We start from the raw sequence: 15583 nt of genomic DNA on the forward strand, positions 1-15583 counted from the left end.
TCTCACGGCCTGTTCGCCTCGCCTTCCTGGCGAGACCATCTCCAACCGCCGTCCGCAGCGGCACAGCGACTCAACATCGCACCCCGTCAGCTTCCGCTGCGTGAAATGGTCGCCTCCATGCTCGAAGAGGGGTGCGGTTTCCTTGGAGGGAAGGCGCGTGCTGAGCTGGTCCGCGGTCATGAAGCGTCGGCGTAGGTGAGGTGGGCGCCGCAGATGGTGCAGCGGAAGAGCACGTCGCTTGCGCTCTGCCCGAGGCGGGTCAGGAAGGTCTCAAGCTGGGATGCGTCGTGCCAACCGCCCATTCGAAGGTCGAGTCGAAGCTTGTCGAGTGCTTCGGGGCGGACAGCCAGTTCGGTGTATCCGACCTCGCCGATGAAGGCGGCCACGTCGTTGCAGTGGACGAGCCAGTGCGGATCCTGCCAGGCGCGGAAGCTCGGGGTGCGGCGGGTGACATACTCCAGGGTCTCGTTGCTGACGCCGTCGAGCCCGTATGAGTCGGTGAATTCACCCTCGAATCGTTCAGCGGCGCTGCCGTCGGTGGTGCACCAGGGGCAGAACCTCCCGTTGACGTCCTGGGCCGAGTAGAAGGTCGCGGAAGCAGGGCAGGTTGGCGCTCACCGGTGAGGCTGCCCCTGGGCGGAGGGGCCCGCCTCGACGCAGAGGGGACTGTGGGTCGGCGGGCACGCCTGTGGACCTCAATGGGCCGCAGTCTGTCCGCAAACAAGTCCGTGATCAAACGGTGAGGGCGTAGTTGCGCTGGCCGGGCGCGGGGGAGAGGCCGCTCGCGCTCGCGGGTGGTGCGGCCCTTGAGATCGCCTGCGCTGTCGTTGTCGCGCTGTAATGAGCCTTCGCCATCTTCGAACGTGCTGGTCGGAGGCCCTGGGGTGAGTGTCGGTCGGAGTGCTCGTGCTGGTCGTGGGCGGGAGTCTGCTGTCTTGATCGTCCGTCATGACGCCGTTCCCGGTTGACCTCGAGGTTGGTCAGGACGAGCAGGGCGCGCAGGAGCGCGGTGGCGCGGCCGGGGTCGGTGCGGAGCTTGGTGAGGATCCGCCAGGCTTTCAAGTTCGCGAAGCGGCGTCCCCGCAGTGGCGCGCGAGGACGTTTATCAGGGAGGACGGCACGTGGACGCGGCTCCTGGTCGATCTTCGGTCTCAGCAACCTTGATCATCCGGTGCCGCGTCCTCTCGCTTCCACTCCGGCAAAGCACCTAGCAGCAGCCAGGGCAGACGTACCGTCACATCCCGCCAGCCGAGAACGCATCAGCCCTGCCCGACCTGGCAGAACGTCAAGCGGAGCCTAAAGATCAGTACCTGCACGAAAGAGGCTCATTCGTCGCTTGTGAAGGTGATTGTCATGGGGCCGGTGAGGGATTGCACACCCGGCTGGTGGAAGCAGTCCAGGGGGCCCGGGCCACTTCCTGTCCAGGTGAATAGTGTGTGTGCACCGGAGAATTCTCCGTCAACGACGGTGCCACGGGCAACAACGACAATCTCGCCGGGTGCGAGGTGGAGGTCAGAGGTTGACTGGATCGTGCTGCTGCGGCCGTTATTCCACTGATAGGTGAAGGTGCCGGATACATCGGAGGCGGTGCATGACAGGAGCGTGGTGAACGGTCCCACATTGAACGTCGCAGATGTCAGTGTCGGGTCGCTGGGGGCCTGGCAGGCAGTCCACGCACCGGAGCCTGTGACAGTTACTGGCTGAGGCCGCAGCCTGAGACCAGGAGCGTAGTGCAGGGTCTGCGATCCCTCACAGAAAAGCTTCACGGTTTGAGCGTGAGACGCTGAGACGGGTAGTGCGAAGTACCCCACGGTGAGCAACACGCTCACCAGCAGTCGCAAAATGCCGCGCATTCTGTCTGCCTCCAACTATACTGGGTCAGGCTCTTCTGTGGATTCAGGTCTTGGTAAATAGGCGGCGCTTGTGCAGGGGTTGTTGACACAAACTTACGCCCAGGGAATCTTTCTCATCTTGAATACAACTGACCTCAAACCCTGACGTGTCACAGCCGTGGCGAACAGCCTGGTGTATTTGCAATTCTTCCGCCTCCGCGGAGCCACTGCCAGATGTCAACACCGGCGCACAGAGGTATTCCGCCGGCGCGGGATCAGATCGCCACGCCCGGATGTTGAAGGCTGAGCGGGCGCCGTCCACCAGCACAGGCTCATCACGGGGCAGCCGGGCGATCCCGAAGCCCAGCATTGTCACGTTGTTGGGCTTGGAGTGGCCTGACGGTATGTCAGGGCGTTGTGTTGCCTGTGGAGATGGTGCCGTCAGGCAGTCACGGTGCGTCCGGTGACCTGGTTCCAGGCAAGGAAACGCTCGCGCATTTCGTGTCGGTACTCGCGGGCGGTGAGGAGGTGCCAGCGGGCCGTTTCCGAGACGGACGAAGCTCCGTTGCTTATCGATGACCTCGCAAGTCCTCGATGAGTAACGGAGCAGTGATGATTGAAGCCCCGCCATCTTGAAGTCACGGGTCATCGGGGTGGCGTGACGTCGTGTCGGGATGCTCGTGCCGGTCGCGGGCGGCATCGTCCGTCAGCGTGAGAGCTCGAGGTTCGAGAGGACCAGCAGGGCGCGCAGGAGGTCGGTGGCGCGGGCGGGGTCGGTGCGGAGTTTGGTGAGGATGCGCCAGGTTTTCAGGTGCGCGAAGCCGTGCTCGACGGGGGCGCGTCCGGCGGCAAGGACGCGGTTGGCCTCCTTCTCGCCGGGGGTGAGCTTGTGGGCGCGGGTGGCTTTGTATCCGGTGACGATCACCGGATCGTCACTGTCGTCGTGCAGTCCGAGGGAGCCGAGGTCGGCCAGGGCGCCGAGCCCGGCGGCGCGCAGGTGGGTGAGGATGTGATCGCGGCGGGCGGCGGTGATGTCGTGGGTGCGGCCGGGGCGGGCTGCGGAGATCCAGATGAGGTGGCCCTCCTCGTCGGTGAGGGCGAGGAAGTGCAGGCCGTGACGTCGGTGTTTGCCGGAGTAGTTGGGCCGGTTCGCGGCGCCGGTGCGGCGGACGGTGGGGATCAAGGTGCCATCGATGAGGACGACCTCGCCACCCCGTTTCGCGATCTTCTTCAGGGCGCGGTCCATGCGGGGCGCGCGGGCGGCGAGCAGGGATATCAGCTCATCGCGCCAGCGGCGCACGGTGGTGTCACCGACCTGGTTGCCACCGGCCATGTCGGCGATGCGCTGGTCGTGTCGGAGTACGGCGAGCACGATGACGACGATCTGTCCGGGTGCGAAGCGGCGCCAGCGCGAGCCGATCTTCTTCAGGTGACGGCTCAGCAGATCGGTGCAGTATTCGTTGGTTCTTCGGGGCACCGGCAGGCGGCACTGGTAAACAGGGAAGCCGGTGTCCCCGGCAGGCTCGTTGATCCTCTTCATGCATACGTCGAGCCAACGGCTGCCGGGGGCAGGTCAATTACGGGTGCGACCCCGTACCTACGGTGTGATCTGGAAGCGTCCGTCAGGCAGTTTGCGCAGCCAGCCCCGCCCGGCGAGCTTGCTTAACTTGCCGCGCAGCGGCTCCAGTCGTCCCTTCCCATCGACTTCGAGGCCCAACTCGACGCCGACGTCCTTGACCCGAACCGGCCCACCGGCATCCCGCACGATCTTCATGAGCCGCTGGTAGTCCGGCGGCAGGGTGTCCTCGCCCGCGCCCGCCCACCTGCACCCTTTCTGCTTGCGCCGAAGACTTCTCCGCGCCCAGCTGGGCATGCATCCGTTCCCACACGCGCATCGCCACCACGAGTTCCTCGCGCTCGGCACGGACCGCATCGAGCCGCTCGGCCAGGAGCTTCTCCTCCTCGTCAAGCTCCGCCCGGCGAGCTGCGACGCGTTCGACGACCTCGTTGATCTCCGTCATCCCGCGAGCCTACGAATCCGTACGCCCCCGTGACCTGGAAACGAACAGACCGGCCTTGACCGCCGCCTGACGATCAAGGACACAGACTGCCGCCCACGACCAGCACAGGCATCCCGACACGACGTCACACCACCCCGATGACCTGCGACTTCAAGATGGCGGGGCTTCAATGAACGCGCGGTTGCTGATTGTCGGGCTGGAGCGCTGGTAGCCGGCAAGCGCGGCGGGATACTGAGCCAGTCCCGCCGCGCCCCATTGATTAGCGGTTAGGAGGATGCTCTGGATGACGGCTTCGCACCTGGTTGAAGAAACCGGACCTGGGGTCGTTGTGCGTGTTGTCGGTCGGTTCAATCGAATTGAGCCGTTGGATTTCGCTGCTGCGAGATCTGCTGACGCTGCCTGGTCGTCGTCCGGCCGCTGCTGGTTCGGCTCGTCCGTTGTCGAGTAGCGGCCCGTCGTCCTCCGGCGGTTGGGCAGTGGGGAGCTGCGATTGTCGGTCCCGTTGTTCCGCCGGCGGCTGTTGTCCCTTCGGTTGTACGCCGTAATCGGCCGCTGCCCGTGCCGCCCCGGCTACCACCTGTCTGCTGCCGTCCGGCTCGGCGCGGCGGCATCGTTCGTTGCCCGCTGCCTTGGCGGTGCGCGCTGCTCGCTGTTCGTTGTACGGCCGCCGCGTTCGGCTGTGGCTGGTCTGGTGGCGCCGTGCGCTGAGCCTCCTTCGACTGCCCGTCTCACCGTCCGCCGCCCGGCCGCTCGTTGTGCGCTGTCTGGCCCGCGGCTTCGTCGTCCGGCGGCCGCGCGCCGGGTTTGTCGGTGCGGCGCCGGGCTACCAGCCGACCTCACCTGTGCAGTCGAAGAGCCGTCCGCTGGGTCCGTCGATGGCCAGGGCGAGCCGCACGATCCTCGCGGCGCTCTGCGCAGGTGTGCTGGTGCCGGTGTGGTTGTTGAGTGCGGTCGCGGTGAACCCCGGATCGACGGCGTTGATGCGGAAGTCGGGCAGGGCGCGGGCGTACTGGTAGGTGAGCATGTTCAAGGCCGCTTTCGAGACCGGGTAGACCAGGCCGTGCAACCGGGATTCCATGCGCTGCGGATCGTCGTTGATGGTGAACGATCCGCGGCCGCTCGTCACATTCACGACGCGCGGATGCTGAGCCTTGTGCAACAGGGGCAGAAGGGCGTGCGTTGTGCGGACCGCGCCGAGCAGGTTGACGTCCATGACCTCTGTGAAATCGTCCGCGACGGTCTCTTCCACTGCTGGGCGGGTGCCGCCGATGCCCGCATTGTTCACTAATACGTCGAGCCTGCCGCACTCCGCCTCGATCGTCCGGGCCGCGGCGTCGACCTGCGCCTGGTCTGCCACGTCCAGGGGTAGGAACCGTACGTTGCCTGCAGTCGACAACTCGCGTGCGGCCGTGCGGCCCCGCTCCGGATCGCGGGCTCCGAGATAGACCACCATGCCCGCAGCGGCGAGTTGCCGGGCCACCTCTCGCCCGATCCCCTGGTTCGCGCCTGTCACCATGGCTATATCCGCAATCGTCATGTCCCACATGATCCTTCACAGGGCAAGGCCCTACCTACCGGCGGAGCCTGCTGCATGCTCAGCGGGTTGCGGAGTGGTTTTTCTGCACCCGCGCCCCGCACCCGCACTCGGGCGCGCTCTCCGGTCGAGGGCAGGCCAAAGACAGGCAGACGGGCAGCAGGCCCGCCGACCCTCAACGGGCGTGAATACGTGCCTTAGGCTGGTGGTGGGCGGGTAGTCCGTCGTCTTGATCGTCGGGCGAGGGCCACGGGCGGTCTGTCCGTTTCCAGGCCAGGGGGCTGACCGGGTTCGTAGGGGCGCGGGATGACGGAGATCAGCGAAGTCGCCGAACGCGGCCGCCGCTCGCCGGGCGGAACTCGGCGAGGAGGACAAGCTCCTGGTCGAATGACTGGAGAAGGTCCGCGCGGAGCGCGAGGATCTCGCTGCGGCAGATGCGCGTGTGGGAGCGCACGCGCGCTCAGCTGGAGGCGGAGCAGGCCGTCACGCAAGCGGTGCCCGCGCAGGTCGGCGGCCGTGGCGTGCTGCTGGTCCGGCACCGCGAGGCGGGCATCGCCGAGGATGTGTTGCCGCCGGACGCACCCTCATCCCCCGTCCGCCGCACCGGCAAGGACAACCGCCCCAACTACTCGGGTAACACCGACGTCACGGCCCGCACTTCCTCGCCCGTGTCGCAGCGCAGAGACCGAGACGACCGCGACGACCGAGCCACGGGCCGTCAATACGTGCGGGAGAGCGGCGCGCAACCTGTTGAGACGCCTGTCTGCTTGCCGAGATCGTGCTGCATGACTCTATGCAGAGCGGCAGGGTAACGCCACGGAACCAGTTGATCTCAGACAGGACGGCTCAGTGGACGCCCTGGTGTCCAAGTGCTCCGTCCTTCCGCCCATCGGATCCTGTCCGGAGACCGGCTGCGCATTGTCGATCTGCCGGTGCCGCCGCGCAACGCCCGTGCCCCGTGCAGGAACCACGATGCAGTCCTGACGTGGCTGGACGGGGTCGGTGGATCGAACCACGCGCAGGGGAGGCGGACTCTGGAGCGGGGCGTCATGCCTGGGAGCTGCCTACGACAAGACGTCGTCGCCGTCGGTCTGTTCCAGTAGCCGGATCTCGTCGGCGGGCAGGCGCTCCGCGGGCGTGAGCCGGGTGGATCGGGCGGGCAGGAACCACGCAAGGGCGGCGGCGAGGACACAGAAGCCGGCGGAGAGCCACAGCACCGTGGTGTAGCCGCCCAGCGTTGGTTGGCCGTTGCCGCTGACATGAGCGGCCAGGATGGTGGCGGTGAGCGCGCTGCCCACGGAGAAGCCGGTGAAGCGGACCACTTGGTAGAAGCCCATGGCGCTACCTGTCTCCCGGGCGGGGATCGACTGCACGATCAAACCGGGAATCGCGGCGAAGGTGGTGCCCAGCCCCACTCCCAGGACACCCGTCATCACGAAGGCTTGCCACAGGGCGCCATGGAAGACGGCGAAGAATCCGCAGCCCAGCGCGGCTACGAGGCAGCCCAGCGTCAGCACCGCCCGGATCCCTATGCGTGCCACCAAAGCCGGCAGGGTGCGGGAGCTGATCAGCATGAAGAAGGACAGAGGGATGAGGACGAGGCCGGCCACGACGGCCGATGCGGAGAACCCGAATCCGCCCGAGCGTGGGGATTGCACAAACTCCGTCACCCCCGAAAGCACCATGTACATCGCGACGCCGAGCACCATGGCGCAGGCATCGGCGGACAGCACGGAGGGATGGCGCAGCAGACGCAGCTGAACCAGCGGGTTCCCGGCGCGCAGCTGCTGCACGGCCCACACCGTGAAGAGCACTACGCCGACGGCCAACAGGCCGATGATCGCCGGCGAGCCCCAGCCCCACTGTGTCCCCTCTGCCACAGCCACCAGTGCGGCGACCATCGCCAGCGCCAGCAGCACGGCGCCGGCCCAGTCGAGCCGGTTGGGGGCGCTACGCCCCGCGCTCGACGGTACGACTGCGGCGACACAGATCAACGCGAGGCCGGACACGATCGTGCCGAACCAGTACGCACCCGCCAATCCCCACGCCTCGGCGAGCAACCCGCTGATCGGGTAGCCGGCTCCGAGGCCGGCCCCCGCCGATACCGACAACAGCGCAATCATCGGCGTGACCTTGGCCTGCGGCAGTTCTTCCCGGGCGGTGGCCATCGCCAGCGGCGCCAGCCCGAGCCCGACGCCCTGCAGTCCGCGGCCGACGAGCAGCATCCCCAAGCCGCCTGCCAGCGCAGCCACGACACCGCCCGCCGTGACCATGGCCAAGCCGCCGAGCAACGTCACTCGCCGTCGCGGGCCGTCGCCGAGCCGGCCCAAGACCGGAGAACTCGCCGCGCCGACCAGCAGCGCCACGGTCAGCGACCACTGCGCCGTACTCAGCGGCTCATGAAAATCGCGAGCAACGGTGGGGATCAGCGGAGCACCGAACGAGCTGATGATGCTGGAGACCAGCGTGGCCAGCACCAGCACCGGCCCGATCAGGGCGCCGTGACGCCTCTCGGTCATCACCGTGTCCCCTCGGTCCGCCGCGTGCCCCTCAGTCGCTCAACAACCTCGCCCGCGCCGATCAACGTCGCAAGCTCGGTGTCTGCAAGGCCCAGCAACGCGCCTCGGAGAACCTGTGGGATGTGCGCGACGGACTCCGAGTAGTCGCTGACGACACCATCGGTGACCTGAACGTCGGACGGCTGGAAGCAGCGCGCGATGCCGACCGCAGCGTCGTCCGGCTGACCGATGATCCGCAGGGTCAGCACATGACCTATGACCATGAGACCCCCCTAGGGAAAGTGCGTGCGACTTGCACGCAATAACCCTACGCTCATTCCGTGCGTTTCGCACGTATTATTGGTGGATGGCGAATACGGGATTGGCACGGGACCTGGAGCAAGCGCTGGGACAGCTGCTGCTGCGGCGCAACCGGAGCGCGCTCTACGACGCGGTCCTCGACTCGGCGCCGACGGGTGTCGACCGTCAGACCTACCCGGTGCTCAGTGGGCTGGCTCGACTCGGACCGCAATCGGCAGCGCGGCTTGCCGACGAGGTCGGCATCGACCGATCCGGCGCAAGCCGCTATGCCGACCGGCTAGAAAGCGCGGGCCTGCTTGAGCGCAGCCCCGACCCCTGCGACGGCCGGGCCACCCTGCTCGCATTGACGCCCAAGGGTCGCGCCACGGTCACTGAGCTCCGCAACGCGCTGACCCGGCACCTTGCGGGCCTGATCGCGGACTGGCCCGATGGGCAGGCGCAGGCATTGATCGACGGTATTCGCCTGCTCATCGACATGCCCCAGGATTGAAGCCGCGCCAACTTGAAGTCGCGGATCGGCGAGGTGGCATGATCGTTGAGGGGCGGGCATGCCCATGCGGTTCGCGAAGCGACGGTCTGTGCCCTTGATTGTCTGTCAGCGGTTCGCCTCGACCACTACTGCCGCGGTCACCGGTCGGTTTGTGGCGGCCGGACGTCGCGTGCAAGGCCATGAGCGACGACACCCCGGTTCCAGGTCAACCATGCCTGGACCGAACGCAGTCGGCAAGCCCGCTAGGACTTCGACCGCACCAGTCCCTCTGTGGCCCCCGGATGTCAACAGCCCCTGCGGCCCCCTGCGAGCTCGAACGACTGCCGATCAGTACTGCCACGCGGGACGAGCTGGCAAGACTGCGTCAGTGGTACCAGTCATCCATCGACCGGGGGTATCCACCGGGCCCGTCGTCGTGGCCGGAGGAGCAGTGGATCCTGTTCAGGTAGCAAGCGGCAGGCGGCGGCAGGCAGCACTGGACGCTTTGCGCCGCGAACTGGCTGACGACTGGATAGTCGAGGGCCGTCGCGTCGCGACGGCATGTGACCCGGGTGCTCAGCAGCAGACCGGCCATCAAAACAACCCACTGCGACCGATAAAGGCCAGCTCGGAGCTGGCCGATCGCGGCGGTCTGGTCATCTCACCCCACAGGCCACCCGCGCCGCGCCTGTCGACGGTGACCGCGTCCGAGGGCTGTTCGGTAGAGAGGGCTGTTCGGTGCAGCGGGAAGGCCCAGTCCCCGGATGTCAAGGTTCGCGGTCGCCGCGGGAAGCCGTCGAGGCGAGCGTGAGCGCACCTGGTCGTATGGTCGAAGTTCCTCGATGGGTCCAGTCCTGTGGCGGCCAGGTCGAGGGCGGAGTCGGGGTCGGGATCGTGAAGCATCGGTGAAAACCCTGTGGAAGTTATGTCCGTGGGGTCCCTTATGCTGCATTGGAAGATCACGTGGGACCAGGAAGATCACGTGGAGCCAGGGGACCAGGAGAGAGCGCGGCATGTTCAGCAAGCTGTTCGGCAGGGGTGCGGAGAGATCGGCGGCGGATCCGCACGCCCTGCCTATCCCGCCCAGGCAGAAGCACGGGGTCTATCCGCTGCGTGCGCTCGGGGACGCGCGGGTGCTCGCGCTCACGGAGGCGGCCGTCGCGGGTGACTGGGAGGCGGTCAAGGCCGCATTGGCTCCCTTCGATCTCGGCCGCGACCACCAGGTCCTCGGTGAGCTGGCCGACGTGGACGGTCTGCAGGAGTGGATCGGCCGGGCCGTCGAGGAGGACGAGGAACACCGGGCGACGGCCCTGCTGATATCCGGGACGCGCCACATCAGCTGGGGCTGGGAGGCGCGCACCGCCGCGCTCGCCGTGAACGTCACCCAGGAGCAGTGGCAGGTCTTTCACGAGCGGCTCCAGATCGCTGAGGAGCAGCTGCTGGAAGCCGCCGAGTTGCGGCCGGACTGGATCACGCCGTGGCGCCGCCTGCTCACCTCCGGCCGCGGCATGTCGCTGAGCCCCGCCGTCAACGAGGCCCGGTTCCACGCAGCCCTGCGCCGCGACCCGCTGGACCTGGAGAGCCACCTGGAGTGGCTCTCGCAGGTGCAGCCCCGCTGGGGAGGCGAGCCCGGCCAGGGCCTGGCGTTCGCCCGCGGCGCGCTGGCCCGCACCCCGCAGGGGCATCGCCTCGGCTGTGTGATCGCCATGGCGCACATCGAGGACTGGGTCGAGTCGGACCGTGCGGAGTGCCTCGAAACCGCGGACATCCAGGCCGAGTTGCGGGCCGCGGCCGACCACAGCATCCTCCATCCCGCCTATCCGCGTCGCCCGGGCTGGCAGCACGACTTCAACATGTTCGCCATGGCCCTGTCGCTGGCCGGTGAGCGCCACACGGTCCGGCGCGTCTTCCAGGCGCTCGACGGCGCCTACACCAGCTGGCCCTGGACCTACTTCGCGGAGCCCGAGAAGCAGTTCACCCGCTGCCACCGCCGCGCCTGAGCGCACGCCGGCCCCGCCCCGCCCGCCCGTCGCCCCTCCCTCTCCGGACTGCTTGATGACTCTGCCCGACCCCGCCGCGAACGCGGCCGCCGCCGACCGCACCTTCCAGGTGGATCTGCGTGGCCTCGTCGATCTCCTCTCCCACCACCTCTACTCCAGCCCCCGTGTCTACCTGCGCGAACTCATGCAGAACGCGGTCGACGCGCTGACCGCCCGGCACGCCCTGGCAACGGACACACCCGCCGACGCCTTCGGCATCCGCCTGTACGCCGACGGTTCGGTGGTCCGTGTCGAGGACGACGGCGTCGGTCTCACCGAGGCCGACGTGCACACCTTCCTCGCCACGATCGGCCGCAGCAGCAAGCGCGCCGACCGGATCGCGGAGCAACGCGCCGACTTCATCGGCCAGTTCGGCATCGGGCTGCTCTCCTGCTTCCTGGTCGCGGACGAGATCCACGTCCTGAGCCGCTCCGCCCGCACCCCCGACGCCCCCGCCGTGGAGTGGCGCGGACGCGGCGACGGCAGCTACACCGTCCGCACCCTGCCCGCCTCCGCCCGCCCACGGCCCGGCACGACCGTCACGCTGACGCCGCGCGCCGACGCGGGCGAGTGGACCCGTCCGGCACAGGTGCACGCGCTGGCCCGCCACTTCGGCTCGCTGCTCCGCCACCCGGTGACCTTCGACGACGGCACAGGCGGCACGGGCGGCCCGGGCGCGTCCGTGAACCCCGAGCCCGCACCCTGGGCGCGTACGTACCGCACGCCGGGAGCCCGCTCCCGCGCGCTGGCCGAGTACGGCAAGGAGGTCTTCGGATTCACCCCGCTGGACACCATCGAGCTGGACCTGCCGGCCGTCGGCTTGAAAGGCATCGCCTGCGTGCTGCCCGAGGCGGTGCCGGTCGGCCGCCGCCACGGCCACCGCGTACACGTCAAGGGCATGCTGCTCTCCGAGCAGGCCGAGGAGATCCTGCCCGAATGGGCGTTCTTCGTCCGCTGCGTCGTCGACGCCGAGAGCCTGCGCCCGACGGCGTCCCGCGAGTCCCTGTACGAGGACGACACCCTCGCGGCCGTCCGCGACGCCCTCGCCGAGCGGCTGCGCGCCTGGATCGCGCGGACCGCCGCCAGCGCCCCGGACCTGCTCGCCCGCTTCCTCCAGGTCCACCACCTGGCCGTGAAGTCGCTCGCCGTGCACGACGACGAGATCCTGCGGATGCTGCTGCCCTGGCTGCCGTTCGAGACCACCGACGGGCACACCACCCTCGACGAGTTCGCCCGCACCCACCGCACCGTGCTCGTCACGTCGAGTGTGGAGGAGTTCCGGCAGGTCGCGGCGATCGCCTCGGCCGCCGGGCTCGGCGTCGTCAACGGCGGCTACACCTACGACCGTGAACTGGTCCGGCGGCTGCCCGAGATCAGGCCCGAGATCAGCGTCGCCGACCTCGACCCGGCGACCCTCACCGCCCACCTCGACCCCGTCGACCGGGAGACGGAACTGGCCGCCGCTGCCTACCTCGCGCTGGCCCGCGACGCCCTCGCCCTCTTCGACTGCGACGTCGCGCTGCGCACCTTCCAGCCCGCCTCCGCCCCCGCCCTCCTCGTCGACAGCCGCGAGGCCCGGCACGAGCGCACCCGCTCCCAGCTCGCCCGTGAGCAGCAGGGCGGTCTGTGGGGCGACATCCTCGGCGCCCTGCGCCAGGAGGCACCGCGGGCCCAGCTGATCCTCAATCAGCTCAACCCCCTGGTGCGCACCGCCGTAGCCATCGACGAGCCCGAGCTCGCCCGCACCAGCGCCGAAGCCCTCTACGGGCAGGCCGCACTGCTGTCCCGGCGCCCGCTCAGGCCCGCCGAATCGAGCCTGATCAACCGCTCCTTCCTCGACCTTCTCGCCCACGCCCTGCGCAAGGACAGCTGACAATGCCGACCGCACCCCAGACCATCGACGAGCTCTACCAGGCGCTGGAGGAGAACGACCGGCTGCCCTACGGCCGGACCCGCACCGTCACCGCCGAGGAACTCGTCGACGCCGCCGAGCAGTTCGCGCAGACCGTCCCGCTCGTCCACGCGCTCCTCGAACTCCAGGAGGCGTACACCTACGGCTCCGAACCCCGGAAGTCGCCCGTCGTCTTCGCCCGCCTGCTCAGCCTCTTCGACGAGCAGCCCGAGGTGTTCGACGAGCGCCTGCGCCACATGCTGTTCTGGCGCTTCAAGTGGGTGGCCAACGCCCTGCTCGCACTGCCCGAGATACCGCTGGCCAGTCTCCGCGAGTGGCTGACGGAGATGCGCGACCGGTACGACAGGGCCGGCCTCGGCCTCCAGCCCTACTACGGACAGGCATACCAGCTCGCCGCCCACGTCGGCGAGGACACCACCCTCGCCTACGAACTGTGGGCGGGCCGCACCCGCACCGCACTCAGCGACTGCGAGGCATGCGAGATCTGCGAGCGTGCCCGGTACCACCTCGCGGCGGGCGACGACGAACGGGCGCTGCGCACCTGGGAGCCCGTCCTGTCCGGACAGGAGTCCTGCCAGGAGGAGCCGGCCCGCTCCGTCTCCTACGCCCTGTTGCCGCTGCTGCGCACCGGTCGCACCGACCGGGCCCGCGAACTGCACCTCGCCGGCTACCGCGGCTGCCGCCGCAACCCCTCGATGGCCGGGGAGGTCGGCAGACACCTGGAGTTCTGCGCACTGACCGGCAACGAGGCGCGCGGCCTGGAACTGCTCGCCGAGAACCGGAACCTGTTCGACGAGGTCGACTCCCCGCTGGACCTGCTCAGCTTCCTCACCGGCGTCGAGGTCCTGCTCCAACGCGTCGAGCTCCTCGGCCACGGCGAACTGCCCGCCGCCGGATTCGCGGGCCGCACCTGGACGGTGGCCGGCCTGCGCGCCGAGGTCCGCCGCCGCGCCGACGACCTCGCCGCGCGTTTCGACGCCCGCAACGGAACCACGGCCCGCGCCGACCGCCGCAGGGCCCGTCTGGAGCGTGCCCCGCTCCTGGAGGCGCTGGAACTGACTCTGCGCAGCCGCAGCCTCGACGACGTGACCGGGACCGTGGACACCGCGGTCGCCGCCCCCGCCGCCCGTACGGCACCCTCCGTCCCCGACGCGCTGCCCGAACTCATCCTCCGGGCACGGGAGTTGGACGAGCAGGGACACCCTGACGCCTCGGCATGCTGGGCACGACTGCGTACCCTCGTCGCCGCCGACGACTTCATCCACCCCGACGACCCGGCCGTGGGCCCGCTCGAACGGCTCCTCGCCGACCTGCTGGCCGACGAAGCGAGCCGAGCCGGGGAGAAGGACGAGTTCGCCGTCGCCGCGGCCCTCCACGAGGAGGCCGCGGCCCTGTACGAGGCCGCCGGAGCGCCGGACCACGCGACGCTCGCCCGCGCCTGCGCCCTGCTGGCCACCGCCGAGATCCCCGCGCAGGGCGCCGACGGAACGCAGGCGAAGGCCGCCGCACTCACCGCCGCCCACGCGTCCATGGTCCGCCTGCACGAGACGGCGCCCGGCCTCCCCCCGTACCAGGAAGCCCGTCTGCTGCGGCTGCGGGCGACCGCGCTGGGCCTGCGTCTGCAGACGTCGGGAAGCGAGGAGCACGTCGCAGCGGTCCTCGCCGAGGTCGACCTGCTGCACGCGTTCGCCACCCGGCACGACATCGTCGGGCAGATCTCCGGCGCCCAACTGCTGCGGGCCGGCGCGTACGCCCTCTCCGGCGACCTGCCCGCCGCGGTCACCGAAACCAACGCCCTCCTCGACCAGTTGAAGGCCCACGGCCCTGCCTGGCACCTTCCGCGCACCCTCGGACTGCGCGGTCGGCTCCGGCTCGGCCTCCAGGACGCGCAGGCCGCACACGCGGACCTGACCGAAGGACTGCGACTGGCCGCCGACTGGCCGGCCGACGCGGTCGACACCGCCCGCCTCCACGGCGATCTGGCCGAGGCATGCCTGCACCTGGGCCGCCCCGACGAGGCACTGCGACACCTGACACGCTCCGCGGAGCTGGAACTTCGCCACGGCAGCCGGACCGATGCGTTCTGTGCCTACGGCAACGCGGCCCAGCTCAGCCTCGACCTCGGCCGCGTCGAGGACTGCATCGCTCTGCTGGACTCCCTGCTGGCCGAGCCCGACATCGCCGCCGGCGAACTGAACGACCGGCTCGTCGCCCAGCTGCGCCTGACCCGCGCCCGCGCGCTGCGCGCGGGAGATGACCTCAAGGCCGCCACGGCCGAGTTCGTCGCCCTCGCGGCCGAATCGGCCGACTGGGACGACGACCCGGGCAGCCACGCCATGATCGCCGCCGAGACCGCCGTACTCCTGGGTGAGTCCGGCGCGTTCGCCCGGGCCCGCGAGGCCGCGGACCAGGCACTCGCCGCCCACGCCCGAGCCCCGCGCTACGAGCAGCTCAGCAACTGCCTGCGCGAACTCGCCCGCCTCCAGGCCCAGCAGCAGGGCGCCGACGGCCTGGCCGACGCCCTCGCCTTCCTCGCCGACGCCGGCCGGATCGCCGACGAGGCCCACGCCGCCGAGTACGAGGCCCAGGGCCGCTCCCTGGACACCGCCCTCGCCTACGAACACGGACGCGTCAACGCCTACGCCGGTGAGTACGGGGACGCCCTGGCCGCCCTGGAGAAGGCCCTCGCCCTGCTCGGCGAGCCGGGACCGGATCAGGACCGCGCCGGCGAATGGGCCGAATGCGTCCGTCTCGCGGGTGTCATGGAGGGCGTCTACCTGGAACGCCCTGCTCTCGCCCTCGCCCGCCTCGACGCGGCGGTCTCCCGCCTCACGGCCCTCGGCCACACCGAGGAGACCGAGCCCCTGACGTCCCTGGCCACCCGGCTGCGCGACGAGGAGTGATACGGCACGAGGAGTGATACGGCGCGCCCGGTGACGGACAACAGCCCACCCGTC

Annotated in this window: 11 protein-coding genes and 1 pseudogene; 5 read left to right on the top strand and 7 right to left on the bottom strand. The window is 69.3% G+C overall.

Going from position 1 to position 15583, the window contains the following annotated elements:
• Positions 1-176: 176 nt before the first annotated feature.
• The 4 genes and pseudogenes from ACRAS8_RS35875 to ACRAS8_RS35890 form a co-directional block, all read right to left on the bottom strand.
• Positions 177-587: pseudogene (locus ACRAS8_RS35875) on the bottom strand (CbrC family protein); the annotation flags it as partial.
• 1309 nt (positions 588-1896) lie between these two features.
• On the bottom strand, positions 1897-2202 hold the full coding sequence (locus ACRAS8_RS35880; protein WP_438490209.1) for a hypothetical protein: 306 nt from the start codon (positions 2200-2202) through the stop codon (positions 1897-1899).
• Between the two features lie 336 nt (positions 2203-2538).
• On the bottom strand, positions 2539-3372 hold the full coding sequence (locus tag ACRAS8_RS35885) for a transposase family protein (RefSeq protein WP_438490210.1): 834 nt from the start codon (positions 3370-3372) through the stop codon (positions 2539-2541).
• A gap of 57 nt (positions 3373-3429) precedes the next feature.
• On the bottom strand, positions 3430-3606 hold the full coding sequence (locus tag ACRAS8_RS35890; RefSeq protein ID WP_438490211.1) for a hypothetical protein: 177 nt from the start codon (positions 3604-3606) through the stop codon (positions 3430-3432).
• 64 nt (positions 3607-3670) lie between these two features.
• Between ACRAS8_RS35890 and ACRAS8_RS35895 the strand changes: the two genes are divergently transcribed.
• On the top strand, positions 3671-3886 hold the full coding sequence (locus ACRAS8_RS35895; protein WP_438490212.1) for a hypothetical protein: 216 nt from the start codon (positions 3671-3673) through the stop codon (positions 3884-3886).
• Between the two features lie 790 nt (positions 3887-4676).
• On the opposite strand, the gene ACRAS8_RS35900 is transcribed toward ACRAS8_RS35895, so the two are convergent.
• The 3 genes from ACRAS8_RS35900 to ACRAS8_RS35910 all read right to left on the bottom strand — a co-directional run bounded on the left by ACRAS8_RS35900 (position 4677) and on the right by ACRAS8_RS35910 (position 8154).
• Positions 4677-5390: an SDR family NAD(P)-dependent oxidoreductase gene (locus ACRAS8_RS35900; protein ID WP_438490213.1), complete on the bottom strand. Its 714-nt coding sequence runs from the start codon at positions 5388-5390 to the stop codon at positions 4677-4679.
• A 1061-nt stretch (positions 5391-6451) separates the two neighbouring features.
• The gene (locus ACRAS8_RS35905; protein ID WP_438490214.1) at positions 6452-7906 is read right to left on the bottom strand and encodes an MFS transporter; all 1455 of its coding nucleotides are present in this window, start codon (positions 7904-7906) and stop codon (positions 6452-6454) included.
• A complete protein-coding gene (locus ACRAS8_RS35910; RefSeq protein WP_438490215.1) occupies positions 7906-8154 on the bottom strand; it encodes a hypothetical protein in 249 nt (82 codons plus the stop codon). Before ACRAS8_RS35910 ends, ACRAS8_RS35905 begins: the two co-directional genes overlap by 1 nt.
• Before the next feature lie 98 nt (positions 8155-8252).
• Between ACRAS8_RS35910 and ACRAS8_RS35915 the strand changes: the two genes are divergently transcribed.
• The 4 genes from ACRAS8_RS35915 to ACRAS8_RS35930 all read left to right on the top strand — a co-directional run bounded on the left by ACRAS8_RS35915 (position 8253) and on the right by ACRAS8_RS35930 (position 15529).
• A complete protein-coding gene (locus tag ACRAS8_RS35915) occupies positions 8253-8696 on the top strand; it encodes a MarR family winged helix-turn-helix transcriptional regulator (protein ID WP_438490216.1) in 444 nt (147 codons plus the stop codon).
• Between the two features lie 992 nt (positions 8697-9688).
• A complete protein-coding gene (locus ACRAS8_RS35920; protein ID WP_438490217.1) occupies positions 9689-10675 on the top strand; it encodes a hypothetical protein in 987 nt (328 codons plus the stop codon).
• Between the two features lie 55 nt (positions 10676-10730).
• Positions 10731-12587, top strand: coding sequence for an HSP90 family protein (locus ACRAS8_RS35925; RefSeq protein WP_438490218.1), 1857 nt, complete (start codon positions 10731-10733; stop codon positions 12585-12587).
• A gap of 2 nt (positions 12588-12589) precedes the next feature.
• Positions 12590-15529, top strand: coding sequence for a hypothetical protein (locus ACRAS8_RS35930; RefSeq protein WP_438490219.1), 2940 nt, complete (start codon positions 12590-12592; stop codon positions 15527-15529).
• Positions 15530-15583 lie beyond the last annotated feature (54 nt).

It is taken from the genome of Streptomyces sp. S186, from assembly GCF_051603415.1.
Lineage (GTDB): Bacteria > Actinomycetota > Actinomycetes > Streptomycetales > Streptomycetaceae > Streptomyces.